This window comes from Pseudomonas sp. WS 5079 (assembly GCF_012985465.1).
GTDB lineage: Bacteria > Pseudomonadota > Gammaproteobacteria > Pseudomonadales > Pseudomonadaceae > Aquipseudomonas.
Genome location: NZ_JAAQWN010000010.1, coordinates 39,641 through 60,074 on the forward strand (window position 1 = coordinate 39,641; position 20,434 = coordinate 60,074).

At 57.1% G+C, this 20,434-nt stretch carries 29 protein-coding genes and 1 pseudogene; 15 read left to right on the top strand and 15 right to left on the bottom strand.

Features of this window, described 5'->3' with window-relative positions:
- Window positions 1–45: 45 nt before the first annotated feature.
- The 15 genes and pseudogenes from HBO05_RS23990 to HBO05_RS24060 form a co-directional block, all read right to left on the bottom strand.
- A complete protein-coding gene (locus tag HBO05_RS23990) occupies window positions 46–963 on the bottom strand; it encodes a GTP-binding protein (RefSeq protein WP_172314292.1) in 918 nt (305 codons plus the stop codon).
- A pseudogene (locus HBO05_RS23995) lies at window positions 960–1,733 on the bottom strand (amidohydrolase family protein); the annotation flags it as partial. The pseudogene HBO05_RS23995 and the gene HBO05_RS23990, both read right to left, overlap by 4 nt.
- 186 nt (window positions 1,734–1,919) lie before the next feature.
- Entirely contained in the window at window positions 1,920–2,288 is a 369-nt protein-coding gene (locus HBO05_RS24000) for a Mor transcription activator family protein (RefSeq protein WP_172314294.1), read from the bottom strand.
- Entirely contained in the window at window positions 2,285–2,725 is a 441-nt protein-coding gene (locus tag HBO05_RS24005) for a regulatory protein GemA (RefSeq protein WP_172314296.1), read from the bottom strand. The genes HBO05_RS24000 and HBO05_RS24005 overlap by 4 nt, the downstream gene beginning before the upstream one ends.
- 172 nt (window positions 2,726–2,897) lie before the next feature.
- The gene (locus tag HBO05_RS24010) at window positions 2,898–3,119 is read right to left on the bottom strand and encodes a hypothetical protein (RefSeq protein ID WP_172314298.1); all 222 of its coding nucleotides are present in this window, start codon (window positions 3,117–3,119) and stop codon (window positions 2,898–2,900) included.
- A gap of 2 nt (window positions 3,120–3,121) precedes the next feature.
- Window positions 3,122–3,814, bottom strand: a complete 693-nt coding sequence (locus tag HBO05_RS24015) for a DUF2786 domain-containing protein (protein WP_172314300.1) — start codon at window positions 3,812–3,814, stop codon at window positions 3,122–3,124.
- A 1-nt stretch (window position 3,815) separates the two neighbouring features.
- Complete coding sequence (locus HBO05_RS24020; RefSeq protein WP_172314302.1) at window positions 3,816–4,349, bottom strand: hypothetical protein; 534 nt, start codon at window positions 4,347–4,349, stop codon at window positions 3,816–3,818.
- 1 nt (window position 4,350) lies between these two features.
- On the bottom strand, window positions 4,351–4,968 hold the full coding sequence (locus HBO05_RS24025; protein ID WP_172314304.1) for a DUF3164 family protein: 618 nt from the start codon (window positions 4,966–4,968) through the stop codon (window positions 4,351–4,353).
- Window positions 4,961–5,587, bottom strand: coding sequence for a hypothetical protein (locus HBO05_RS29395; RefSeq protein ID WP_262381452.1), 627 nt, complete (start codon window positions 5,585–5,587; stop codon window positions 4,961–4,963). The genes HBO05_RS24025 and HBO05_RS29395 overlap by 8 nt, the downstream gene beginning before the upstream one ends.
- Complete coding sequence (locus tag HBO05_RS24035) at window positions 5,584–5,907, bottom strand: hypothetical protein (RefSeq protein WP_172314306.1); 324 nt, start codon at window positions 5,905–5,907, stop codon at window positions 5,584–5,586. Before HBO05_RS24035 ends, HBO05_RS29395 begins: the two co-directional genes overlap by 4 nt.
- 1 nt (window position 5,908) lies before the next feature.
- Window positions 5,909–7,090, bottom strand: coding sequence for an AAA family ATPase (locus tag HBO05_RS24040; RefSeq protein ID WP_172314308.1), 1,182 nt, complete (start codon window positions 7,088–7,090; stop codon window positions 5,909–5,911).
- Window positions 7,090–8,862, bottom strand: coding sequence for a DDE-type integrase/transposase/recombinase (locus HBO05_RS24045; RefSeq protein WP_172314310.1), 1,773 nt, complete (start codon window positions 8,860–8,862; stop codon window positions 7,090–7,092). The genes HBO05_RS24040 and HBO05_RS24045 overlap by 1 nt, the downstream gene beginning before the upstream one ends.
- A gap of 2 nt (window positions 8,863–8,864) precedes the next feature.
- Window positions 8,865–9,809 carry a hypothetical protein gene (locus HBO05_RS24050; RefSeq protein WP_172314312.1) on the bottom strand — a complete coding sequence of 315 codons (945 nt, stop codon included), beginning with the start codon at window positions 9,807–9,809 and terminating at the stop codon, window positions 8,865–8,867.
- Between the two features lie 10 nt (window positions 9,810–9,819).
- Window positions 9,820–10,122, bottom strand: coding sequence for a helix-turn-helix domain-containing protein (locus tag HBO05_RS24055; protein WP_172314314.1), 303 nt, complete (start codon window positions 10,120–10,122; stop codon window positions 9,820–9,822).
- Window positions 10,123–10,135: 13 nt separating this feature from the next.
- The gene (locus tag HBO05_RS24060) at window positions 10,136–10,387 is read right to left on the bottom strand and encodes a DNA-binding protein (RefSeq protein WP_172314316.1); all 252 of its coding nucleotides are present in this window, start codon (window positions 10,385–10,387) and stop codon (window positions 10,136–10,138) included.
- Window positions 10,388–10,530: 143 nt separating this feature from the next.
- Between HBO05_RS24060 and HBO05_RS24065 the strand changes: the two genes are divergently transcribed.
- The 15 genes from HBO05_RS24065 to HBO05_RS24135 all read left to right on the top strand — a co-directional run bounded on the left by HBO05_RS24065 (window position 10,531) and on the right by HBO05_RS24135 (window position 20,344).
- Window positions 10,531–10,896 carry an XRE family transcriptional regulator gene (locus HBO05_RS24065; protein WP_172314318.1) on the top strand — a complete coding sequence of 122 codons (366 nt, stop codon included), beginning with the start codon at window positions 10,531–10,533 and terminating at the stop codon, window positions 10,894–10,896.
- 2 nt (window positions 10,897–10,898) lie between these two features.
- Window positions 10,899–11,498 carry a hypothetical protein gene (locus HBO05_RS24070; RefSeq protein WP_172314320.1) on the top strand — a complete coding sequence of 200 codons (600 nt, stop codon included), beginning with the start codon at window positions 10,899–10,901 and terminating at the stop codon, window positions 11,496–11,498.
- Between the two features lie 20 nt (window positions 11,499–11,518).
- Complete coding sequence (locus HBO05_RS24075) at window positions 11,519–12,190, top strand: hypothetical protein (RefSeq protein ID WP_172314322.1); 672 nt, start codon at window positions 11,519–11,521, stop codon at window positions 12,188–12,190.
- A gap of 163 nt (window positions 12,191–12,353) precedes the next feature.
- Window positions 12,354–12,926 carry a hypothetical protein gene (locus HBO05_RS24080; protein ID WP_262381453.1) on the top strand — a complete coding sequence of 191 codons (573 nt, stop codon included), beginning with the start codon at window positions 12,354–12,356 and terminating at the stop codon, window positions 12,924–12,926.
- A 105-nt stretch (window positions 12,927–13,031) separates the two neighbouring features.
- Window positions 13,032–13,520, top strand: coding sequence for a structural protein (locus tag HBO05_RS24085; RefSeq protein WP_172314324.1), 489 nt, complete (start codon window positions 13,032–13,034; stop codon window positions 13,518–13,520).
- On the top strand, window positions 13,517–13,738 hold the full coding sequence (locus HBO05_RS24090; RefSeq protein WP_172314326.1) for a hypothetical protein: 222 nt from the start codon (window positions 13,517–13,519) through the stop codon (window positions 13,736–13,738). Before HBO05_RS24085 ends, HBO05_RS24090 begins: the two co-directional genes overlap by 4 nt.
- Window positions 13,739–13,822: 84 nt before the next feature.
- Window positions 13,823–14,548: a lysis protein gene (locus HBO05_RS24095; RefSeq protein ID WP_262381454.1), complete on the top strand. Its 726-nt coding sequence runs from the start codon at window positions 13,823–13,825 to the stop codon at window positions 14,546–14,548.
- A 54-nt stretch (window positions 14,549–14,602) separates the two neighbouring features.
- A complete protein-coding gene (locus tag HBO05_RS24100; protein ID WP_262381458.1) occupies window positions 14,603–14,776 on the top strand; it encodes a TraR/DksA C4-type zinc finger protein in 174 nt (57 codons plus the stop codon).
- The gene (locus HBO05_RS24105) at window positions 14,773–15,078 is read left to right on the top strand and encodes a DUF2730 domain-containing protein (RefSeq protein WP_172314330.1); all 306 of its coding nucleotides are present in this window, start codon (window positions 14,773–14,775) and stop codon (window positions 15,076–15,078) included. Before HBO05_RS24100 ends, HBO05_RS24105 begins: the two co-directional genes overlap by 4 nt.
- The gene (locus HBO05_RS24110) at window positions 15,075–15,368 is read left to right on the top strand and encodes a hypothetical protein (protein ID WP_041986514.1); all 294 of its coding nucleotides are present in this window, start codon (window positions 15,075–15,077) and stop codon (window positions 15,366–15,368) included. Before HBO05_RS24105 ends, HBO05_RS24110 begins: the two co-directional genes overlap by 4 nt.
- 2 nt (window positions 15,369–15,370) lie before the next feature.
- Window positions 15,371–15,922 (top strand): phage protein Gp27 family protein, encoded by a 552-nt coding sequence (locus tag HBO05_RS24115; protein WP_172314332.1) that lies wholly within the window; start codon window positions 15,371–15,373, stop codon window positions 15,920–15,922.
- Complete coding sequence (locus tag HBO05_RS24120) at window positions 15,919–17,523, top strand: hypothetical protein (RefSeq protein ID WP_172314334.1); 1,605 nt, start codon at window positions 15,919–15,921, stop codon at window positions 17,521–17,523. Before HBO05_RS24115 ends, HBO05_RS24120 begins: the two co-directional genes overlap by 4 nt.
- Window positions 17,520–19,022 carry a DUF935 family protein gene (locus HBO05_RS24125; protein WP_172314336.1) on the top strand — a complete coding sequence of 501 codons (1,503 nt, stop codon included), beginning with the start codon at window positions 17,520–17,522 and terminating at the stop codon, window positions 19,020–19,022. The genes HBO05_RS24120 and HBO05_RS24125 overlap by 4 nt, the downstream gene beginning before the upstream one ends.
- A 1-nt stretch (window position 19,023) precedes the next feature.
- A complete protein-coding gene (locus HBO05_RS24130; protein ID WP_172314338.1) occupies window positions 19,024–19,854 on the top strand; it encodes a phage minor head protein in 831 nt (276 codons plus the stop codon).
- 13 nt (window positions 19,855–19,867) lie between these two features.
- The gene (locus tag HBO05_RS24135; protein ID WP_172314340.1) at window positions 19,868–20,344 is read left to right on the top strand and encodes a phage virion morphogenesis protein; all 477 of its coding nucleotides are present in this window, start codon (window positions 19,868–19,870) and stop codon (window positions 20,342–20,344) included.
- Window positions 20,345–20,434 lie beyond the last annotated feature (90 nt).

Sequence of the window (20,434 nt, forward strand, 5' to 3'; positions counted from 1 at the left end):
GGTAGCAAGGTCAAGGCGGCACTCTGCCTTCATCGTCATCCGCGTCTACAGGCCCTGTATCTCTTGCAGTTGTGTCTCCAGCCGCTCCCGTAGCTCGCTGCCGCGTCGGACGATGAACACCAGTTGCGATGAATCCTGCGCATGCTCGCCGCCGGCCAGGGTGAACTGGCTGCGGTTGCCCACATGTTGCAACCAGAAGGGTTGGTCGTTGCCCTGTAAATGCACCAGGCCTTTGAGGCGGAACAAATCCTTGGGCAGTTGCCCCAGCCAATCGCGCAGGGCTTTGGCCGGCAGGGCCTGGGTGCCCTGCCAGGTCCAGCTTTCGAACAGTTCGTGGTGCGGCGCCGGCACCGGCGTCAGGCCGTTGCGTGGGTTGCGTTCGCCCAGCAGCAGGGCGTCGGGGATCTGCGCCTGGACGGTACTGATCACCCGCGTACGCGCTCCGATCTCGGTGCGCAGGCGCTGCAGTTCGGCGGCGCTGACCAGATCGGCCTTGTTCAATAGCACCAGGTCGGCACACGCCACCTGAGCGCGGGACAAGCGCGCGAATTCACCTTCCAGGGTGCTGTAGCCGCTGGCGTCCACCAGGGTGATCACCGTATCCAGGTACAGGTGCGCCTTGAGTTGTGGATAACCCAGGGTTTGTACAATGCGTTGCGGGTCGGACACGCCGCTGCACTCGATCACGATCCGATCCAGGCGTGGGCGCATCTGGCTCAGGCTCACCAGTTGCGCCAGCAGGTCCTCTTGCACGGTGCAGCAGATGCAGCCGTTCTGCAGGCTGAACACGGCGTCGGTGACTTCGGCGATGATCGCCGCATCGATATTCAGCTCGCCGAAGTCATTGACGATCACCGCCATGCGCCCATGTTGCGGCTGCTGGGCGATACGGTTGAGCAGGGTGGTCTTGCCTGCGCCGAGAAAGCCCGAGACTACCGTGACCGCAATACGCTCGCTATTCATTCGATCACCGGCGGCAGGCCTTGCCACACGGCTTGCAGCGCCGTGCCTTCAAAAGTGTTGAGGCGGTCGTACACCGGCCGCCCATCGACCAGGGTCAGCAGCACCTGGGTCTGGTGGATGTAGTTGCGCGCGGGCTGGGCGAACAGGTCGCGGTCGATCACGATCAGGTCGGCGCACTTGCCCACCTCCAGGCTGCCGGTGGAGTGCTCCAGGCCCATGGCGTGGGCGCCGTTGAGGGTCGCCACTTGCAGTGCCTGCTCCAGGGTGATCGGCTCGCCGAAGCAGTCCGGTTCCTGGTTCCAGGGGTTTTGCCGGGTGACCATGGTTTCCAGGGCCAACCACGGGTCAATCGAGGCCACCGGCCAGTCGGTGCCCATCACCGCCAGGCCGCCTTCGGCCAGCACGCCTTTGAAGTCGTAGATGCGCTTGAGGCGCTCGGCGCCGTAACCGGAGCGGGCGCCGCTGGCAAACGGCGTCGGGTACCAGGCAGCCGGGGAGAACTCGGCGATCACGTTCAGCGCCTTGAAGCGCTTGAGGTTGCCCGGATGTAGCAGGGTGCTGTGGGCACATTGGTGACGAATGCCGCTGTCACCGTTGACCCGCCGCGCCTCGGCTACCGCATCGAGAAATACATCGGAAGCGCCGTCGCCGGTGCAATGGGCGATCACCCGCAGGCCGCGCCGGTCCATGTCCACCACCATGTCGGTGATATGTTCCGGGGTCAGGTTGAGCTTGCCGCGCCAGGTGGAGTCGGCTGCCCAGGGGGTCATCTGTTTAGGACTGGGATAAATACTAGGGGGAGTGTGAGGTAAACCCGAGATACTCCGGGACATGGTGGTACATGGTGAGCGGAGTTCTGAAATAGAGTTGCAGCCAGTGCAATTTGAAATAGCCCCCGATCAGTTGCCGTTGACCGGGGTTAGCATACCTTCGATGAGGCCAGCCTGTCCTGCCATTTACTCCTTTTCCAACGTGTCTTCAGGCGGTTCGAATAGGTCACGCTGATTACGAGCGATGATTGCCAGGCGCATGCGCTTAACCACCTTGTAAACCAGCTGAACAGAAACACCATGTTTAGTTGCAACCTCGTGGTGATTGCGACCAGTCCAGTCGTCGTAGATCTTTTGGTGCAGTCTCGAAGCTTGAATGCTTACGCCCTTGGGCACATAGACCACCTGGCCACCCCAGAGGTGGGCAAAAAGCGTGGTGATTTCCACGCTCGTCGCTTCGGCCAGTTCAATGCTCACGCCCAAGCTTTCCTGGATCACCTTAGCCATCGGCTCGATGGTTTCACTTAAAAGATCAGTACCTCGTATTGTGCTCATGACTGGACTCTCCCCATCCATTGTTTCAGGTTCTCAATGACTCGGCTCGCCTGGGCGGTGTTCAGCCACTGCAGCGCTGACACACGAGTCATGCTCTGTACGAACTTGGCCAGAGCTGCCTCGGAGGGGTCGCGCACCGCTCCCAGGCCGTGCAGCTCCAACCACAGTGATCGGATCTTCTTCGATTGAATGTCGTCGGCCAGCGGCCGCTTCTGCTGTTTGTTTGGACGAACCTTGAAACCCTTTAGCTTGAGCTGTTCCAAAACCCTGAGCAGGTTTGTAACGCTCAGATCAGCGGTGGACGTTGCGCCGTCCAAACCCTTCATACCAGCTAGCATCAGGCGATAGGTGTCATCTTCCATGCGTAGCTCACGTCGGGCGACATGGATCAGCTTGATCAAGCGCAGGCGGTTCGGGTTGGAAGGCGCGGATTTCACTTGTCACCTCTCTGCATCGAACGTGCGTTGCTGCACTGTTGGTTATGAGCAGCGTGAATCCGTTGCCGAATCTTGCTGCACTTAGTGTGGTTGCCGGTATTGCGGGGGCGCTTGCACTGATCGCAGATCGCCATGAACTCCAGTACACCGGCTGAAAGTTTCCCTGTGCTGGTCATGCCCATTTCAGACGCTCCATCAGTTCAATTGCAGCCTGCTGCGGATCTTCAATGTCGCCGTAAGACAACTCACGGATGAAGTCCTCCATAGCAAGCTTCTCGTCGAGGGCATGACCCGAAGACCAAGCGGCCACTCGCAGCTCGCCAATTACCCGAGGAACTTCGCCACCCATGCCTTCAACCACCAGGGTGTCGAACTTCGTTTCCATGACATCCATTTTCAAACCCCCATGGTCAAGCGTGCGCGAGGTTGGTGATTCACGGCCTGGTGCAGTTGAGCGGATTTACCAGCTTCATAACCGGCATCACTGGCGCCTTCGTTACGCGCTTTAACCTTACGACGCTTGATATCAACGCTCTGCAGATCGGGATGGTGTTTCTGCATGAAGGCTTCAATTGCCTCGGCGATGTTGTCTTCCACACCTGCGAATGCCTGAATTTTGCTGTGTACGGCGTCCAGCCAGCCATTGGCGAAGGCATCCCCTCGGGCGACTTTGGTAGATCGCTTGCAACGCTTTTGGGTGTCCAGAAAGTCACGACGGGCTTTCTGCAACTGGCGCCCCAGCACTTGGTATGCGTAGCCAGCAAGCTCTGGCGCCGCTGAGCAGCCAACAAAGATGAAGCGGGCCGCACTCCATCGAGGGTTGGAAATAATGATCATGGTGCCGAATGCATCTGCGCAAACTTGGGCAAGTCGCACACGCCACACAGGTGGAGAACCTTCAGAGCCGGCAAGGATCGTGTGTTCGCTAGCCATGCTGGCAAGTACATCACCCACCTCCAGGTTGTACATTTCCATCAGCTTGTGGGCTTGGCGTAATGCGATTTCAGCTTCGTGGGGGTTGCTGGTTTTGGACTTCGCCATTTCCAGACACTTTTTGATTTTTTCAAGAGTGCGGTTGTTAGTGTCCATGTCACTCATCCTCGCCTGTGTCATCGTCGATGATCTCGGTCATCGTCAGTGGAAACTTGCTAAAGAGATCGAGCGCCATGGCGCACCCAGCTTTAAAGCCCTTACGTTCGTCACCCAACAGTTCGACCTGATGCCCGTTTACCCCGCGCAACACCAGTTCGGTATCCGCAGGTGCCTGCACAATCATCTGTAGCTTCTGGATGCGGCTCGTGTGCCATTGCTGGAGCAAGTCGATGATTTTCGCGACTTCAGGGTCGTGAACGTCTGCTGTTACTTGATCGGTCGTGTCGCGTGACCTGCAGAGGGACGATTTGTCATTTTTTGTGCCCAGCCATTGATGCTTGAGTTCCTCAAGTTGTTCGGCAATAGCATCAACCTGATCTGGCTCGCCATGAAGAATCGCAACCACGTAGCTCTGGCCTGACTCCAGCTCCAGGTGAACAACGTCAAAGGTGTCCTTTGTATTGGCCTCTGCATCTTCAAGCAGATCGAACAGTGTCGTTTTGGGCCATTTCATCGAAGTTAGAAGGCCCATATCACACCACCGCCAGGTCGAGAGGGATTGCCTTGTAGTTGTCTGAGTCGCCGATCCGCTCATAAACACGGATGTACACGGCGCTGCCCGAGACCATGATGGAGTCCTTCACCGCCTGCATGGCTGCCTTCCAGTTGTCGTCGTCGATCTCCAACCGCAGCAGGTCCAGCACGTCAGAAGTTTTGATCTGACCGTTGCGGTTAGGACTAAAGGTACGGTCGACAATGGCCATCAAGTGGTCGTCAGCGCCTTTGCTCCAGGCGCGGATGCAGTCGTAGACCAAGACCTTGGCGACCTCCATTTCTTCCGTGAACGTCAGGCGGTCTGCATATGAACGCTGTACTTTGAACTTGCCGTCATAGGTCGCGATGGTGACATTGCCTTTCTTGCCACCCATCGTTACGCCATAACGCTCACCGGCAATACTGATCAAGTCGGCTACATCACCGAGCGCTTTCTTCTTGAAGTTTTTCAGCGCCAGGCTCAGTGCTTTGGCTTCGTCAGTAAGTTCGCGGGCAACCTGGTCGCGAAGCTTGTCGTGGTCACGGACCTGGCTTACCGGGACGAGATGGCCGACTGCGTTGCGAACGAAGCCTTCAGGGATATTGATGTCAGACATGGTGCTGCTCCTTTTGGGCAAGCGCTGCTGCGCGGTCGAGACGGTCAATTTCAGCCAGGATTAGGGCGCCCGCCTTGACCAGGTTTTGTCGTTGATCTGTGGGCTTCCAGATATCAGGTGTCCAAGGCCACAGCACGGGTGTGACCTGCGAGATGGCAGATAAGCGATCGACGATCTTTGCTTGGTAAAATGCCTCTTCGGCATAGCACGCAGCAGCCATGGCTAGAGATCCATCAGTGTTCTCGTCGTCATGTTCCGGGTAGAAACACTCAACTTGGATCTGACGAATGCGCTCTGCCAGAACACTTTGCAGCGAAGCTGGCGCCCCTTGGGCGTATTCCGTGGCAATGAAAGACGCCTGGTCAGCGGCTATTAGCCGGTAGATATCGCGAATCACACTGTCATCTTCAATGGTGTCAACCTGGTCAACGATCCACGCTAGCAAGTGGTTGTTGATTTCAGGAGGCATAGCAGTACCTACCGAAACATTACGTTGCTGGTTGATGTGCTCCAGCAGTACCGCCACATGCGTCATGGCCTCACCCCAAAACATAGTCGGGGAGTCATGCTCGACAGCATCACGCATGGCGGCGATTGCAATAGTCAGAGATTGGCTCATTGATCCTGCTCCTTCATCAACGTGTACCAAGCCACATCGACACCCCGTACCGACACGGTGTTTCGTGTAAAACGCCCTGCAGGCGTGTAACGAATTCCACGTAGTTCGTGCCCAAAGCGCCTTAAGAACAGCTCCACACAGCCCTGCTCAATGAAGATTTTGTTGTCTTGCAGCACCAAATGCTTGATCCCGATACCAGCGTTGCGGATATCGCGGGTCAGTTCGTTGAAAGCTGAAAGCTTCACCGGGAACTCCTCAGCCAGAATGCTGACCGGGTGTGGCGCTATCACTTGCACACCTACCAAATAGAGAGCGGCCATCTCACACCCCCTTCACAACGTCAGCGTTGACGAGCGGCGCACCGATATCGGCTGCCATGTTGAGCGCAGCATTCACTAAGTTGCCGATGGCCAGCGGATAAAGCATTGACACTGTTTCCTCACGACCACCACGGCGACTTGGCTGGGAAAGACGTGCAGCAATCGCCTCAATACCACTGTCATCGATCACCTCAGACAGCTGCTTTCCTGCACGGCTGAAGCGAAAGGTCAGAAACTCCTTGAGCAGATTGGCACTGACTGGGGCCAGGGTGACGCGCTCGCAGCGTTGCACCACCTCACGGACATCGGCGTTGCGCTCACTCAGCTTCACGTCGAGTTCCGGTTGGCCGATCATGATGATGCTGACCAGTTTGACAAAGCCAACCTCCAGTTCCAGGATGCGTTTGAGATGCTTCAAGGTCGGGATCGGCAGGCTGTGTGCTTCTTCTATTACCAGACAGTGCCGGTAGCCCGCTGCGTGCGACTCCTTCAAAGCCTTGTGCAACTGCGCGAAACGGGCTTCAGGGCTGCTCTTGGGCTTCGCGAGGGGAGCGACCGCCGCCATCATGGACTCGGCAATGTGAGTGCTCTTCAGCGATTTGCCCTTGGTGTCGTTGTCTTCGGACGCCAACACATACGGCTCGATGATAATCACGGGATCATTGGCATCCATGATTCGATTGATCAGGTCCCGGCGCAGAGTGCTTTTACCTGCACCCGATTCGCCCACGACCGCCAAGAACCCACCATGGCGTGCGGTCTGATACATGGTCTCGCGAACATAACGAATATCAGGACTGACCCACATGTCCTGGGCGTTCTGCAACTCCTCAAAGGGATCGCGAAACAGGCTGAAAGCCTTACGAGTTGATGGCTGTAACGTTTGTTTTGGCAGTAACATAGATTCGTCCTCCCCGGACGGCTCATTCACTTGGGCCGGATCTGCCGTGCTCGAACACGGCAGATCCACTTCTTCAAAGGCGTTGGCGATATCGGCATCGTTGGCGCCAGCCTCGGTCAGGAACACACGAATGCGCCCCTGCAATTCTTCGCAATCCAGACTGCGCGGCCACAGGCTGTGATTCAGTAACTGGGCTACAGCAGCGCAGCTGAGACTCAGCGACTCCGCCAGGGCCGACTGAGGTCGCCCTACGCCTTGCAGTACATGCTTGAGCTTCAACATCAGTTACCTCCAACCACAGCCACCAGGCTGAGTGGTTTGCGTACAACTTCGGCAGGTCGTTTCAGCTCGGTCTCGATAGAGTCCAGTTGTTCCTGGTCGATACCGTCCGGGTAGTGCTGCTGCAGCCAACTGAAGGTTTCAGCCGACCACATGTCAGGCATACGTGGACGCAACAGCTTCGCGGCCTCGACGTGCGTCAGCAGCGCGTGCTCGATAGTCGGTGCGTTGACGTTCAGCGATGTGCCACGACGCGGCAAGTAGGCCGGTAGCACGGTATCGGTCACGTGTTTGTGCGGATCGATCAGGCCCCCGAACGGCACGGTTTTGGCCTTTCGGGCTGCTTCGGCGTCCGCCTGGTTTGTGGTGCCAGTGGCGAGCTGTTCCAACACCTTGCGCGAGAGCTGTGCAGGCGTTTCAGCATGACGCTTGTACTGTTCACCAATGATTGCGGAGGTTCCCGCAAAGCCGAATTCGCCCTTTTCAATGCGCTCAACAACGTGGTACTGCTCGCGTCCGTCATCGCCCATCAACACCACGGTGGCGGAATCCTTGTCACGCCAGCAGTTACGAGTGATCAACAGCTTTTCGCCGACCATCACACTTGGTACCGAACTGACATCAAACTGCGCCCCCCGGAAAGAGACCTGCAGCAGATTGCTGACCTTGCGCTCTTCCGGTGTGCTGATTGCCAGCTCTCGACAGACCTCAATAGCTGGTGCCAAACGCAGCTGTTCGGAGGTGATCAGTTGCCACACACCAAACCGGGTGCGCCGAGTACGGGTATGGATAGAGGTGGCGTTGTAGTAACGCATCCACTGGCCTGCCCACGCATTGATCTGCTCCAAACTTTCGGCCGCCTGAAACTTCAACGCGCTCTCAAACTCGCGCTCAACAATGTTGTGCGCCTGCTCAACTTGACCTTTAGCCCGTGCGTTGCCGACCTTGTTAATGATCAAGTCAATGGACATGGCACGGCACAGGTTGCGAAAGATCCCACTGGTCATGGCTGCACCAGGGTCAGTCATGAGCATCCATGGCACGCCGTGGAATGGGTCAGAGTCGTGGCGTTTCTGCATTGCATTGATCAATACATTGCACAGGTTCTCAGCGGACTCAGCACCCAGTACATACTCCAGGTACACGGTGCCGCTGGTGTGATCGGTGATGACGTAGCGCCACAAGCGTTGACGCTCGATCTTCTTCAGGTTGGCGGGCTTACCGTCATAGAACTCAGCCTTGTTCATCACCCGCGCACCGTCATCGGCGAGATAGAACTGAGTTGAAATCGAGGCATCGACCTGCCACACATGGTTCGGGTGTTTACTGGCAAGTGATACTGCCGGGACATCGTGCAGTAACTGCTCGGGGTGCAGCTTGTAGCTGCGCAGAGCACGGCTGACTGCTCCGTTGCTCAACGGCTGAAAGACACCTGTGGCTTCATCGACACGACCGGCAAGAATCATGTTGTTGCTGCGCAGGCGCTCGACGGCCCGCTCAATAGTGGACAGCTGTTTGTTGTTGGCGCGGATCGACTCCAGCAAAACAGCTGATATCAGTTGGGCTTCTTCCAGGGGCAACGCACTGCACCCTGCATCACTGCGGCGTTTACGAGGCTTGGTCACTGAGACCTCCTTCAGCTTGCGCTGTAGGGTTTGGAGTGAGATGCCCAGCTCAGCGGCCCCGGCCTTATAGATGGCGGTACGCTGACCATGCGGGGCACTGGCTGCCTGTTGGGCAATCTGGGCCAAGAGCTGGGTCTGAACTGGGTTCATGTTCAGGCCTCTTCCGTGTTCATCCAGACCGGTGCGCTATTGACCAGGGAGGCTGGCAAATGGAACTCACTGCGCACCGTGGCCAGAGTGGTTTCCAGTTGCCGGATAAGGTCTGCTTGAAATTCACGATGATCCTGACCCGTTTCGTTGGCATGCTCTGCCATCAGCGTGAAGCCTTCACGTAACGAACCCATCACCTTTGATTCGATCTCGAAACTCAGAGCCGTCACTTCACTACGCAGATCTTTGATTACGTCATCAGGTGTCGCGGACTGGATGCGCTTACGGGCTTTCTCCAGCTCCATTTTGGTCTGGTCCAATTCGCCGGAGCGCTTCGCCATAACCTCACCCTGGGCCTCGTAGTCAGCATTAACGTCGTCGAGGCGCTGGGTCAGTTCGGTTTTTTCTTTGGCGTGTCTGGAGATGATTTCTTCAGCCAGATCAAGGAATGCGTCCTTATCACCGGCTTTGGCGACTTCGATCAGGGCGGCTTGTTCGTCTTCCGGCAGGCGACGGTATTTACGCAGATCACGATATCCGGCCCCAATTTGAGCTAGCTGTTGAAGAGCTTCTTCACCGAACACGTCAAGATTTTTTAGATCCTCGTCAACCTTACTAGCGCTGGTGCCAAGTGCTCGACAAAAACCATCAAAAGTCCCGACATCGGCAATTTCATTACCCTCCCTATCAAACCCCTTTTGCCCCGCAAGAGCCCGGTACATCTTGGTTTCCTTGATGCTCTTTAACTTTTGCAAACTCACGACGTCGGTAAATTTTGAGATTGCGCGACTCATCTGAATTTGGCCGAGCATCTGATTCACCAGATCACGCTCTTCACTGTGTGAAGACTGCATCGTCGCCATCACATTCTGATTAGCTGTCAGCATCTCGCCGTTTAGGGCTGGTAGTTCAACAGCTTCAGCAACTAGGGTTTTGGTACGTGCCATGGTGTTCTCCTTAGTTCAACGAGCCAGCGGCGATACGCTGATTGATTTCCTGCATGCGGTGGGTCAAGCGCGACATGTGTTCGGCGTGGGCTTGTGCGATTTGCAGCAAGCCAATCGAGTGGGCAAAACGTCCGTTGTCTAGCTTCACGGCCAAGCCTTCCTCAATGAGGGTCTGCATAGCGCGAGTGATGTTGCTCGGGCTGTCCTTGGTGAGTTGAGCCAACTCGGTATTGCTGAGGCCGGTGACGGTGTGGCCTTTCAGTGCCTTGAGTACACGTAGTACACGGGCTGCAGAGGAGATGGGTTGAGTCATGAGGGGGCTCCAGTTATGCAGCAGCTGAATGGGCGCTTGCGGGATTGGCCTTCAATCCCAAGGCAACAGCTGCGTGATGAGCCTCACCACGCAACCCTTTCAACCGACCCCGTAACAGGTCAACAACAGTCATCCGATCAAAGCCCTGGGCTTGAGCCCAGTGCGCTTTGCAAATGCCATGGCTGACAAACCAGGCATTGGCACTTGTAGGGGTTTGTGGATACGGCAATGGCGCCGAGTCGAGTGCAGTTGTGGTGCCGTTCATGGCGCCCCCCTGTGTGGTAGATTGTGACTATAAGTGGTGGTGCGTGGTCATTATGGTTCAGGATCTTGAACCATGCAAGGGGATTTGTGGTGCAGAGAATTAATCTTGGCGCGAGACTCGTTGAAGAACGGAAACGCCTACGAATGAATCAGACGGACTTCGGACGCCTTGGGGCTGTCTCCAAGGGGTCTCAGATTCTTTATGAAAAAGGCGATGGTTCTCCGACCGCTGACTATCTATCCGCCATTGCTCTATCGGGAGTGGATGTTCAGTACGTGCTGACCGGGGTGCGGTCTTCCGTAGCACTCACGCCAGAGGAGCGTTTGTTAATCGAACGCTTTCGAGAAAGTGAGAAAGAGCTGAGAGATGCAGCGCTCCGAGTTCTTCTCGGTGGAGTTCCTACCGAGACGGTTAGCCATACATTTAACGACGTCGGTCAGTACATCCACGGATCTGTGAATCAGGCTGGGCTTACACTCAATGTCGGTGGTAGCAAGAGGAAAAAATAGTTATGGGACAGGAATTCCAAGGAGGTGTGGGCCAAGTAGCCGAAGGCGATATCAATAACTACGGTATCAATATTAATCTTTCGGAAAAGTCTGAGTTCCGAGGGCTAGTAACAGCCCAGCGTAAGGAGCTGCATGACTTACGCGCTAAGTGTGAGGAGTTGGGCGACGATCCGCGAGATGTATGGCGCACAGTCCATGCGCAGTTAGGGGTGTGCTCCATCAGCGAAATTACTGCTGAGCAGTTTCATGAAGCTCGTGCCGTGATAAATAGCCGCCTAGAGCAGTTGCAGGAAGAGGCCGACAAACGCCGGCTCATAGGAAAAGTTCTCCGAGGCGCAACAGAAAAAGACGCGCGACAAGAGATGTTGAACTTCTGCGACCTGAACTTTGGGCGCACGCAGCTTAACAACCTAAAACGTAATGAATTACAACGAGTTCTAGAGTTTGTTCAGCAGGTTGAAGTCGCCCCACAACCGACGTCAGAAAACTCTATGGAGCGGGCAGCAGAACCCTTGCCACTTCGTGAGTTCTTGCTCATGTACAAAATGAATGCAGCGGGCCTTTTTTTGTTCGGGATCTTCGTCGGACGGTTTTGGTTTTAGTTCTTACAAGGAGTTAGCGCGTGACAAAAGTGAAACGTAGAGCCTGGAAAGATATGCGAACTCGCGAAAAGGTCGGGATGGTGTCCTTTTGGATACTGATTATCTTAGTGGGATACTGGCTAATCGTGGCTGGCTCGTCACGTAAACCACCTACCGAAAGCTCAACACTTGAACCTGTGGCAGCTGCTGCCACCTTCACCAGCGCGAGCGAGCAAGCCCTACAGAGCGCGACTCAATACGTTGCAGACCTGGACAAGGCAATGGCAGATAGCGCCGCCATCCTGAAGCAGGGCCAGTTGCAGGAGCTTGGCGCTCAGAGTCGCGCATTCAACGCGCTGGCTGATGCTGGTCAAGCCAAGTTCGGCAAATCTGTCTTTGAGCCCCTTGGGCAATGCTTCTCTGCTGGCATCTACGCCAGATCCTGGTGGCAGTCTCAGGTCAGTGCTGCGAGCAATGGCGGGGTTGAGACGATTCCCAGCTCAATCAAAGATGCCTTGAACTCGTACCAGGCAGCGCGTGACCAGTGCCTAAAATCTGCTGACCCTGTTGCGGTTGCCAAGGCTGACGCCGAACAGGATGCGGAGCTGAGAAAGAAATTTGGCGGTGGCAAAGAGTGTTTGAAGGTGTACACCGTGGACGCTGCCACCAAAGAACTGTCCGAAAAACCACGCCCTGCGCACTGCACAAACTGACTCTCGGCCCATACCAATAACTAAAGGAGTTACTCAGTGTCAAAAGACGACAAAGTTAAACCTCGCGAGAAAAGTGAAAGCGGTCGCGACCGGGCTACCAACTCTGAAGAGCGCGGAAAACAGAGCATCGACTATAGTGAAGGTCCAGGACGCAACGTAGTGTATGACTCACTCAAACCACCACCACGCCCAGATGGAGGAAACGGAAATGGGGGAAGTAAGCACTGATTTGGCGGATCGATGGCATGCCATGTTGTTTGGCATCCGCCGATCCATCCGATACCACCAGCGTCGTCGGGCATTTTTCGACCGCCTGGACCAGTTCTCCAACATGCTTTCGGTAATCTTCGGGTCAGCGGCGATTTACGGCATCCTTGAAAAGAACGCATTAGGGGTCGCACTGGCGGCTTCCGCCCTGGTCACAGTACTGGCGTCGATCAACCTGGTCATTGGCAGCGCGCAGCGTGCTCGCGCACATGCCGACTTTATGCGTCGTTACGTTGAACTGGAAAAGCTGATGCTGCAGCCTCAGTCTGAAGAATGCTTGTTGAGCGTGACTCAATCCAGACTCAGCATTGAGGCCGAAGAGCCGCCGGTATTGCATGTGCTCAACTGCATTTGCCATAACGAGACCATGCGAGCGATGGGCTACAAAAAAGAAGAACTGGCTAAGGTCGGCTGGTTCCAACGCTTGGTTTCCCAGCTCTTCGACTTCCGCGAAAGCGCGATTCACTAATCTCTTTAATCCCGATTAAAAGTCCTCCGAACACACACCGCCGATGATGGCGGTGTGTGTTTTTTGGCGCCCTCAAAAGGGAGGCGCCGTTACTGGAGGCGTCCGATGCGACCCGATAACCCTCGCGGCATCCGTAATTTCAACCCCGGCAATATCCGTCACGCCAAGGGTGTGCGCTGGCAAGGTATGGCTGTTGCCCAGGGCGATAGCGCATTCGTCCAGTTCACCGCCCCCCGCTGGGGTATCCGCGCCATTGCCCGCGTACTGATCACCTACCAGGACAAGCGCCTGGCAAAAGACGGCAGCCGCATCGACACCGTCCGTGAGTTCGTTGAGCGCTGGGCACCGCCATCCGAAAACGATACCAATGCCTACGCCGCCAGTGTGGCGCGTGCCCTGGGGCGTCACCCCGACTCTGAAGGCGTGGACGTGTATGACTTCGACGTTATGCGCACCCTGGTTACCGCCATCATCCGCCATGAAAACGGCCCAGGTCCGCTGCCAGGAGGTCAATGGTATGGGGATGCAATTATTGCCGATGGGTTGGCTCTTGCAGGCATCGAGCGCGGGGCGAAGCACGGTGTCGCGGCATGAAGCCTATCTGCGATTGGCGTTGTTGCTATCGGCTCTATAGCGTCCAGATCACCATCCTGATCGCGCTGCTAGGATTTGCCCAACTGGAACTGTTGCCGATGTGGCAAGCCCAGTTCTCGCCACGTGCTTACGCCGCCATCAACAGTGCCCTGGCGCTGGTCCTGTTCCTTGCTCGCCTGGTCAAGCAAGGGCCACCGGATCAAGGGGCCTCCTCATGAAACTGAACCTGTTCAGCAGAGGCTTTGCAGTTGTGATGGCGGGGCTAGTTGGGGTCTGTCGTTGGGTGACCCCAAGTACCGCTGATGGAACCTGGATTAGGTCCAGCGTTGTTCCACCTTATCGCCATGGCAAAACGGGCATCGCCGCAGCCAAGCGCCGGTCACGTAAAGCGCGAAACCGCCAAAGGCACCTCCATGGACGCGCTTGAGCGATTGGTTTGGCCCTTGCCTGCGCGCTGGGCTGTCGTAGCACTTGCCTGCGTGCTGAGTGCTTCGGTAGCGGGCGCTATCGCCTATGGCTTTGCCTTCCGATATGCCGAAGCCCTGGGTGCAAAAGCACTGTCAGACCTCGAATCCAAGAATGCCAAACAGGCCCAGCAAGCCGAGCGGGACAACCGACTGCAGCTGCTGCAACAAGTCGCCAGGGCCAACGAAAGCGAGTCTCTGCTGTTCAACCTGATGGAACAGTACGCCCAAGAAAAGAAACTGCTCCAGGAGCGCATTCCACATGTCACGACCCAATACCGGCCTGCGCCTGGCGCAGTTACTCAGCCTATCCCTCGTTGCGTGTTCACTGCTGGCTGGTTGCGCGACTTCAACACCGCCCTCGGTGTGCCTGCCCCAGGACCAGGCTCCACTGCCACCCAACCTGCGCAAGCGCCCTGGGCCACCCCCGGCACTGACGCCGAACTATTGGAAAGCGGCGTCACTCCCGCAGACATTCTTGCCCACGCCCAGGACTACGGCCTATGGGTTCGCACCAACCTGGCCCAACTCAACGGCTTGCTGGATCTACAGGAAAAGGACTGACGCCATATGGATGTAGCCGATCACGCTACAGATGAAGACGACATCAAAGAGGTTATGCAGCGTGCCCAAGCTAGCGGCTTGCAACGCCACTCAGGCCAGTCTGCCTACCGCTGCGAATCTTGCGGTGATGCGATCCCAGAGGATCGGCGCCAAAACGAACCGGGTACCGAACATTGTTTCGACTGCACGGATGCTTTGAAACACATGAACAGACGGGGTTTTCGATGAACCTAAACGAACTCAACTTTGGCTTCCAGACCGTGCAGTGGTTGATTCTGACTGTGCTGGGTATCTACACCTGGATGACCAAACGCCAAGCGGCCAGCGGTCAGGAACTCCTGGACTTGCGTGTCCGCATTGTTGCCCTGGAAGAGCAAATCCGGCACCTGCCTGACCAGAACGCCGTCACCGATCTGCTGGGTGACATGAAAGCTGTGCGGGCCGAACTATCGGGGGTCAAGGATGCGCTTGGCCCTTTAGCCCGCTCGCTGGACCGGATCAATGATTACTTGCTGCGAGAAAAAACATGACCCAATACGCCGCCTTTCTGCGTGAAGACTATCGCCTGGTCATTCTGCGCCTGCTGGCCGAGACGACAGGCTACCGTGCCAACAGCTCCGTACTGACCATGGCCCTGGACAGCTTCGGCCACACCCTCAGCCGTGACCAGGTTAAAACTGAGATGCACTGGTTGGCCGAGCAAGGCGCGGTAACTGTTTCCGATGTGGGACCTGTGCTGGTGGCCACCCTCACCGAGCGTGGTCAAGACATCGCGGCTGGACGCGCCCGCGTTCCAGGTATCAAAAGGCCGGGGGCGTAGTCATGGCGGGCAAGTCATCCATCAGTCGCCTCCCGCCTGTGGTCAAGGCGTACATCCAGAAGCTTCTGCGTGAGGATCGCAAGACCCTGGATGAAATGATCAGGGATATCCAGTCACGGTTTCCCAATGAAAATGTACCCAGCCGAAGCGCACTGGGCCGCTTCAAGGCTGGCTTTGAGCAGTTAACCGAAAAAACCCGGCAGCACCGAGAGCAAGCCGAAGCCTTTGTTGGCGCGTTTGGTGAAGACGCTTCTGACAAGACCGGCGCGTTGTTGGTAGAGGCGATCTCGACCTTGGCCTATCAGGCCGCTATGGGTGCCCATGAAAAGGACGACGTGACCACCAAGGAAGTCGCCGAACTGGCCCGTGCCGCGAAGAACACCATGCAGGCCCGCACCTTGAGCATGAAAGAGCGCCAGGCCGCAGAGCAGGCCGGACGTGATCGCCTGTTGCGTGAGCAGTCTGCTGAACTGGATAAGGCGGTCAAGGCCAAAGGGTTGTCCGAAGAACAAGCCCTGTGGTGGCGCCAGAATTTCTTGGGCGTGAAGCAATGAAGCCATCAGCCAGCACCATACGTGTCATCGAGTGGGATGAATTGCCACCCAGCGTTCGGCAGATTCCCGAGGGTTACAACCCTATAGCCGAAGGCATCTTGATGGCCCACCAGGTGGACTGGTTGAAAATTCGGGCGCAAATCAAACTCTGCGAAAAGGGGCGTCGCACTGGCATCACATTTGCTGAAGCGCTGGACTCGGTTATCACTGCCGCCTCGCAGAAATCTGCAGGTGGCATGGACTGTTTTTACATCGGTGACACCAAGGAAAAAGGCCTTGAGTTCATTGGCTACTGTGCCAAGTTCAGCCGGGTGATGGCCGAGGCTCAGGCATCGGGCGTCAGCGAGATTGAAGAGTTTCTGTTTGAAGACCAGGACGAAGCAGGCAACACGCGCCAGATCAACGCCTATCGGATTCGTTATGCCTCGGGGTTCAAGATCGTCGCACTGTCGAGCAACCCAGCCGGTATACGCGGCCTGCAAGGCAAGGTAATCATCGACGAGGCCGCGTTCCACCGTGATGTATCAGCCGTGCTCGATGCCGCTACGGCTTTGCTGATCTGGGGTGGTCGGATTGTCATCATCAGCACCCACAACGGCAAAGCCAATCCGTTCAACCAGATGGTTAATGACATCCGGGACAAGCGCTACGGCGACAGCGCCGAAGTCTACAAGGCAACGTTTGACGATGCCGTTGCCAACGGTTTGTATGAGCGCGTTTGTCTCATGGCGGGTGAGCAACCTACCGCCGAAGGCAAGGAAGCCTGGTACAAGAAGATCCGTAATGCCTACGGCCCGCGCAAGGCACAGATGCGTGAAGAACTGGATGCGATCCCTCGCGATGGCAACGGTGTGTGCATTCCTGGTGTCTGGGTTGACGAGGCCATGCGCAAGGGCCGCACCGTATTGCGCCTGGCTCTGGATGCGGACTTTGTGCATCAGTCCCAGGATCGCCGCGAAGCCTATGTCAATGACTGGATTGAACGCTACCTGGCGCCTCTGATCCCGATGCTCAACCCGGAGCTGCGCCACTTCCTGGGCATGGACTATGCCCGTCACCGGGACTTTTCCATCATCTGCCCAATGTCAGTTGACCTGACCCGGCACCGCGATGTGCCGTTTGTGGTGGAGATGCACAAGGTACCTACCCGGCAACAGCAGCAGATTCTGTTCTACATCCTGCGTCACCTGCCACGCTTTGTTGGTGCGGCCCTGGACGCCTCGGGCAATGGCGAGACCTTGGCCGAAGACACCGCCGATGAGTTCGGCCATAACCGCATTCACCAGGTGAAACTCAGCCGCACCTGGTACGGCGCCTGGATGCCCAAGTTTGTGCAGCTGTTCGAAGATGCCGCGATCACCATGCCGCAGGACGACAACTTGCACCAGGACGTGCGAGCCATCGAAACCGTGGACGGCATTCCAATGATCATTAAAGGCCGTTCGCAAGATCTCAAAGACCCGGATCTCTACCGCCACGGTGACTTTGCGGGTGCTGGCGCGCTTGCCAACTTCGCGACCCTGGAAGTCAACGCCGGTCCGGTCAAGGTCAAATCACGTCGCCGCCGCCAGGCGCAAAAACTCTTTCAGGGATACGCATGAACAAGACAGGTGTGTGGGTCAGCCCCACGGAATTCGTGCACTTCGCCGAGCCCAAGGGCAGCAAGGGCCTGACCGATCATATCGCCAGCCGTAGTCGCAGCTTTGATGCCCAGGCCCTGGGTATGTACTTGCCCAACCCGGACCCGATCCTCAAGGCGCAGGGGCAAGACATCAAGGTCTATCGGGATCTGCGCAGCAGCGCGGTGGTCGGTGGCAACATCCGTCGCCGCAAAGCGTCCGTGCTGGCCCTAGAGCGTGGACTCAAGCGCAGCGATGCGCCGGTCAGCGTCGAGCGCTTTGTCCAGGACTGGCTCAAGGACATTGACCTGGACAAGGTCATTCGCGAGCTGCTCGATGCGCCGCTGTTTGGCTACCAGCCCGTGGAGTTGATGTGGCGTCCGGTCGGTATGCACCTGGTGCCAGAGGATCTGCTAGGCAAGCCTGCCGAATGGTTCTTGTACGACCAGGACAACAATCTGCGTTTCCGCGCCCGTGATGCGGGCATGACCGGCGAGCTGTGCGACCCTCAACGATTTGTCGTTGCCCGACAGGACGCGACCTACATCAATCCTTATGGCTTTGCCGATCTGTCCATGTGCTTCTGGCCAGCAGTGTTTATGAAAGGCGGCTTGAAATTCTGGGTTCAGTTCACTGAGAAATACGGCAGTCCCTGGGTGATCGGCAAACACCCACGGGGAGCCACCGATAGCGAAACAGACCTGTTGCTCGACAGCCTAGAGGCCATGGTTCAGGACGCCGTGGCGGCCATTCCCAACGATGCCAGCGTCGAGATCATCGAAGCCACCGGCAAGACCGGTAGCGCCGATGTCTATCGCCAGTTGCTGGAGTACTGCCGTAGTGAAATCAACGTGGCCATGCTTGGGCAAAACCAGACCACCGAAAAAGAGAGCAATCGGGCCAGCGCAGAAGCTGGGGCTGAAGTCACCAAGGATATTCGTGACGGTGACGCGGGCATTGTTGCGGCTGCCCTCAACGCAATCATCCGGCGCATCGTTGATCTCAACTTTGGCGAGTCCGTCAACGCGCCAGTCTATGAGCTGTGGGAACAGGAAGAGATCGACAAGGTCCTGGCCGAGCGCGACAAGAGCCTCAGCGAGTCAGGGCTTCAATTCACGGCGCAGTACTTCAAGCGGACCTACAACCTACAGGATGGCGATATCGTCGAAGCACCAGCACCAACACCCGTCGCTGGCCCCGAGTTCGCGGAAGCAACACTCACACCCATCCTTGATCAGTTCGCACTAGACCAGGCCATTGAAAGCCTGCCCGCCGAGTTGCTCCAGGAGCAAAGCGAACAGGCTGTCGCCCCGCTGATTGATGTGCTGCTGCAGGCTCGCTCCGATACCGAGGCACTCGGCCTGCTGGCCGAAGCCTTCCCGTTGATGGATGACCAGGCGCTGCAGCAAAAACTGACGAACCTGCTGTTCATCGCCAACACCTGGGGCCGTCTGAACGCCGCTGCGGATCGGGAAGACTGACATGGCCAACCCCAAGACACCTAACCCTGCGGACCTCAAAGCCATCTTCGGCCTTGAGCCAGAAGCCGCGATCACCTACCTCAAGAGCAAGGGTTACGCGGTCACCTGGAACTGGCAGGAGATGCGTGACCAGGCCCACGACCAGGCCTTCACCGTGGCCAAGGCCATGCGTCTGGATCTGCTGTCGGACATTCGTGGCGCGGTGGAAACTGCTTTGCAGGAGGGGCAAACCCTGAAGCAGTTCATCAAAGAGCTGCAGCCAACGCTGGAATCTCAGGGCTGGTGGGGTCAACAGGTGATCGTCGATAGCCAGGGTGTCGGCGAGCTGGTCCAGCTGGGCAGCCCACGCCGCCTGAAGACCATCTACCAGACCAACCTGCAGAGCGCCTATATGGCCGGTCGCAAGGCCAGCATGGAAGAGACCAGCGACACCCATCCGTATTGGCGGTACGTGGCCATCCTGGATGGCAAGACCCGTCCAAGCCATCGGGCACTCAGCGGCACGGTGTACCGGCATGATGATCCCGTTTGGTCATCGATCTACCCACCGAACGGTTTCAACTGCCGCTGCCGGGTGACCGCGCTTTCTGCATCTGCCGTCAAGCGCCGTGGCCTGACCATCGTCTCCAGTCAGGGGCACATGTTCAGTGAAACGGTTGAAACCGGTGTCGACAAACGTACCGGCGAAGTCAGGACAGCCCAGGTCACCTTGGTGCGCGCCACCGACGCAGCGGGCAAGCCGATCACGTTCCGCACCGACCCTGGCTTCAACCATGCACCTGGTACCGGATTGGCGGACATGCTCAAGCGAAAACAGGCCTCAGCGGCCTGATAGGAGAGTTGGAATGATCACTGTTGAACTGGACAACCCACGTCTACAGCAAACACTGAGTCGCATTGAGTGGGCCGTGGGTGACCTCGCGCCATTGATGCGCGGCGTGGCCGCTGAGATGGCCAGTCAGACCGAGGAGAACTTCGAGGTTGAAGGTCGCCCTGACTGGGCTGACCTGTCGGATGTCACCACCGAGCGGCGTGCAAAGAGTGGTAACTGGCCTGGACAGATGCTGCAGGTCAGTGCTGCCGGACTGGCCGCGTCGATCACCAGCCACTCAGATGACAGCTCCGCTTTGGTCGGCAGCAACAAACCCTATGCGGCCATGATGCACTTCGGTGGTGATCAGTCGGAGTTCCCGCACTTGTGGGGCGATATTCCGGGGCGGCCTTACTTGCCAATGGACACCGAGGGCCTGCTGCAACCTGAAGCAGAGGAAGCGATCCTGGAGCTGGCCCTGAATCACTTGGAGAAAGCCGCTCTCGCGTAAGGCCCTCAGAGGCCCTGTGGGTGTCGAGCAGCTCCGGTTCATCCACTGGCCTCCCTGATCATCGCTGTAAACGCTTTATAAACCTCTCCC

Bases quoted from the DNA above. Each gene is read 5' to 3' on its own strand.
- HBO05_RS23990 (WP_172314292.1), bottom strand. From the start codon at position 963: ATGAATAGCGAGCGTATTGCGGTCACGGTAGTCTCGGGCTTTCTCGGC.
- HBO05_RS24000 (WP_172314294.1), bottom strand. From the start codon at position 2,288: ATGAGCACAATACGAGGTACTGATCTTTTAAGTGAAACCATCGAGCCG.
- HBO05_RS24010 (WP_172314298.1), bottom strand. From the start codon at position 3,119: ATGGATGTCATGGAAACGAAGTTCGACACCCTGGTGGTTGAAGGCATG.
- HBO05_RS24015 (WP_172314300.1), bottom strand. From the start codon at position 3,814: ATGGACACTAACAACCGCACTCTTGAAAAAATCAAAAAGTGTCTGGAA.
- HBO05_RS24020 (WP_172314302.1), bottom strand. From the start codon at position 4,349: ATGGGCCTTCTAACTTCGATGAAATGGCCCAAAACGACACTGTTCGAT.
- HBO05_RS24025 (WP_172314304.1), bottom strand. From the start codon at position 4,968: ATGTCTGACATCAATATCCCTGAAGGCTTCGTTCGCAACGCAGTCGGC.
- HBO05_RS29395 (WP_262381452.1), bottom strand. From the start codon at position 5,587: ATGAGCCAATCTCTGACTATTGCAATCGCCGCCATGCGTGATGCTGTC.
- HBO05_RS24035 (WP_172314306.1), bottom strand. From the start codon at position 5,907: ATGGCCGCTCTCTATTTGGTAGGTGTGCAAGTGATAGCGCCACACCCG.
- HBO05_RS24040 (WP_172314308.1), bottom strand. From the start codon at position 7,090: ATGTTGAAGCTCAAGCATGTACTGCAAGGCGTAGGGCGACCTCAGTCG.
- HBO05_RS24045 (WP_172314310.1), bottom strand. From the start codon at position 8,862: ATGAACCCAGTTCAGACCCAGCTCTTGGCCCAGATTGCCCAACAGGCA.
- HBO05_RS24050 (WP_172314312.1), bottom strand. From the start codon at position 9,809: ATGGCACGTACCAAAACCCTAGTTGCTGAAGCTGTTGAACTACCAGCC.
- HBO05_RS24055 (WP_172314314.1), bottom strand. From the start codon at position 10,122: ATGACTCAACCCATCTCCTCTGCAGCCCGTGTACTACGTGTACTCAAG.
- HBO05_RS24060 (WP_172314316.1), bottom strand. From the start codon at position 10,387: ATGAACGGCACCACAACTGCACTCGACTCGGCGCCATTGCCGTATCCA.
- HBO05_RS24065 (WP_172314318.1), top strand. From the start codon at position 10,531: ATGAATCAGACGGACTTCGGACGCCTTGGGGCTGTCTCCAAGGGGTCT.
- HBO05_RS24070 (WP_172314320.1), top strand. From the start codon at position 10,899: ATGGGACAGGAATTCCAAGGAGGTGTGGGCCAAGTAGCCGAAGGCGAT.
- HBO05_RS24080 (WP_262381453.1), top strand. From the start codon at position 12,354: ATGACTCACTCAAACCACCACCACGCCCAGATGGAGGAAACGGAAATG.
- HBO05_RS24085 (WP_172314324.1), top strand. From the start codon at position 13,032: ATGCGACCCGATAACCCTCGCGGCATCCGTAATTTCAACCCCGGCAAT.
- HBO05_RS24090 (WP_172314326.1), top strand. From the start codon at position 13,517: ATGAAGCCTATCTGCGATTGGCGTTGTTGCTATCGGCTCTATAGCGTC.
- HBO05_RS24095 (WP_262381454.1), top strand. From the start codon at position 13,823: ATGGAACCTGGATTAGGTCCAGCGTTGTTCCACCTTATCGCCATGGCA.
- HBO05_RS24100 (WP_262381458.1), top strand. From the start codon at position 14,603: ATGCAGCGTGCCCAAGCTAGCGGCTTGCAACGCCACTCAGGCCAGTCT.
- HBO05_RS24105 (WP_172314330.1), top strand. From the start codon at position 14,773: ATGAACCTAAACGAACTCAACTTTGGCTTCCAGACCGTGCAGTGGTTG.
- HBO05_RS24110 (WP_041986514.1), top strand. From the start codon at position 15,075: ATGACCCAATACGCCGCCTTTCTGCGTGAAGACTATCGCCTGGTCATT.
- HBO05_RS24115 (WP_172314332.1), top strand. From the start codon at position 15,371: ATGGCGGGCAAGTCATCCATCAGTCGCCTCCCGCCTGTGGTCAAGGCG.
- HBO05_RS24120 (WP_172314334.1), top strand. From the start codon at position 15,919: ATGAAGCCATCAGCCAGCACCATACGTGTCATCGAGTGGGATGAATTG.
- HBO05_RS24125 (WP_172314336.1), top strand. From the start codon at position 17,520: ATGAACAAGACAGGTGTGTGGGTCAGCCCCACGGAATTCGTGCACTTC.
- HBO05_RS24130 (WP_172314338.1), top strand. From the start codon at position 19,024: ATGGCCAACCCCAAGACACCTAACCCTGCGGACCTCAAAGCCATCTTC.
- HBO05_RS24135 (WP_172314340.1), top strand. From the start codon at position 19,868: ATGATCACTGTTGAACTGGACAACCCACGTCTACAGCAAACACTGAGT.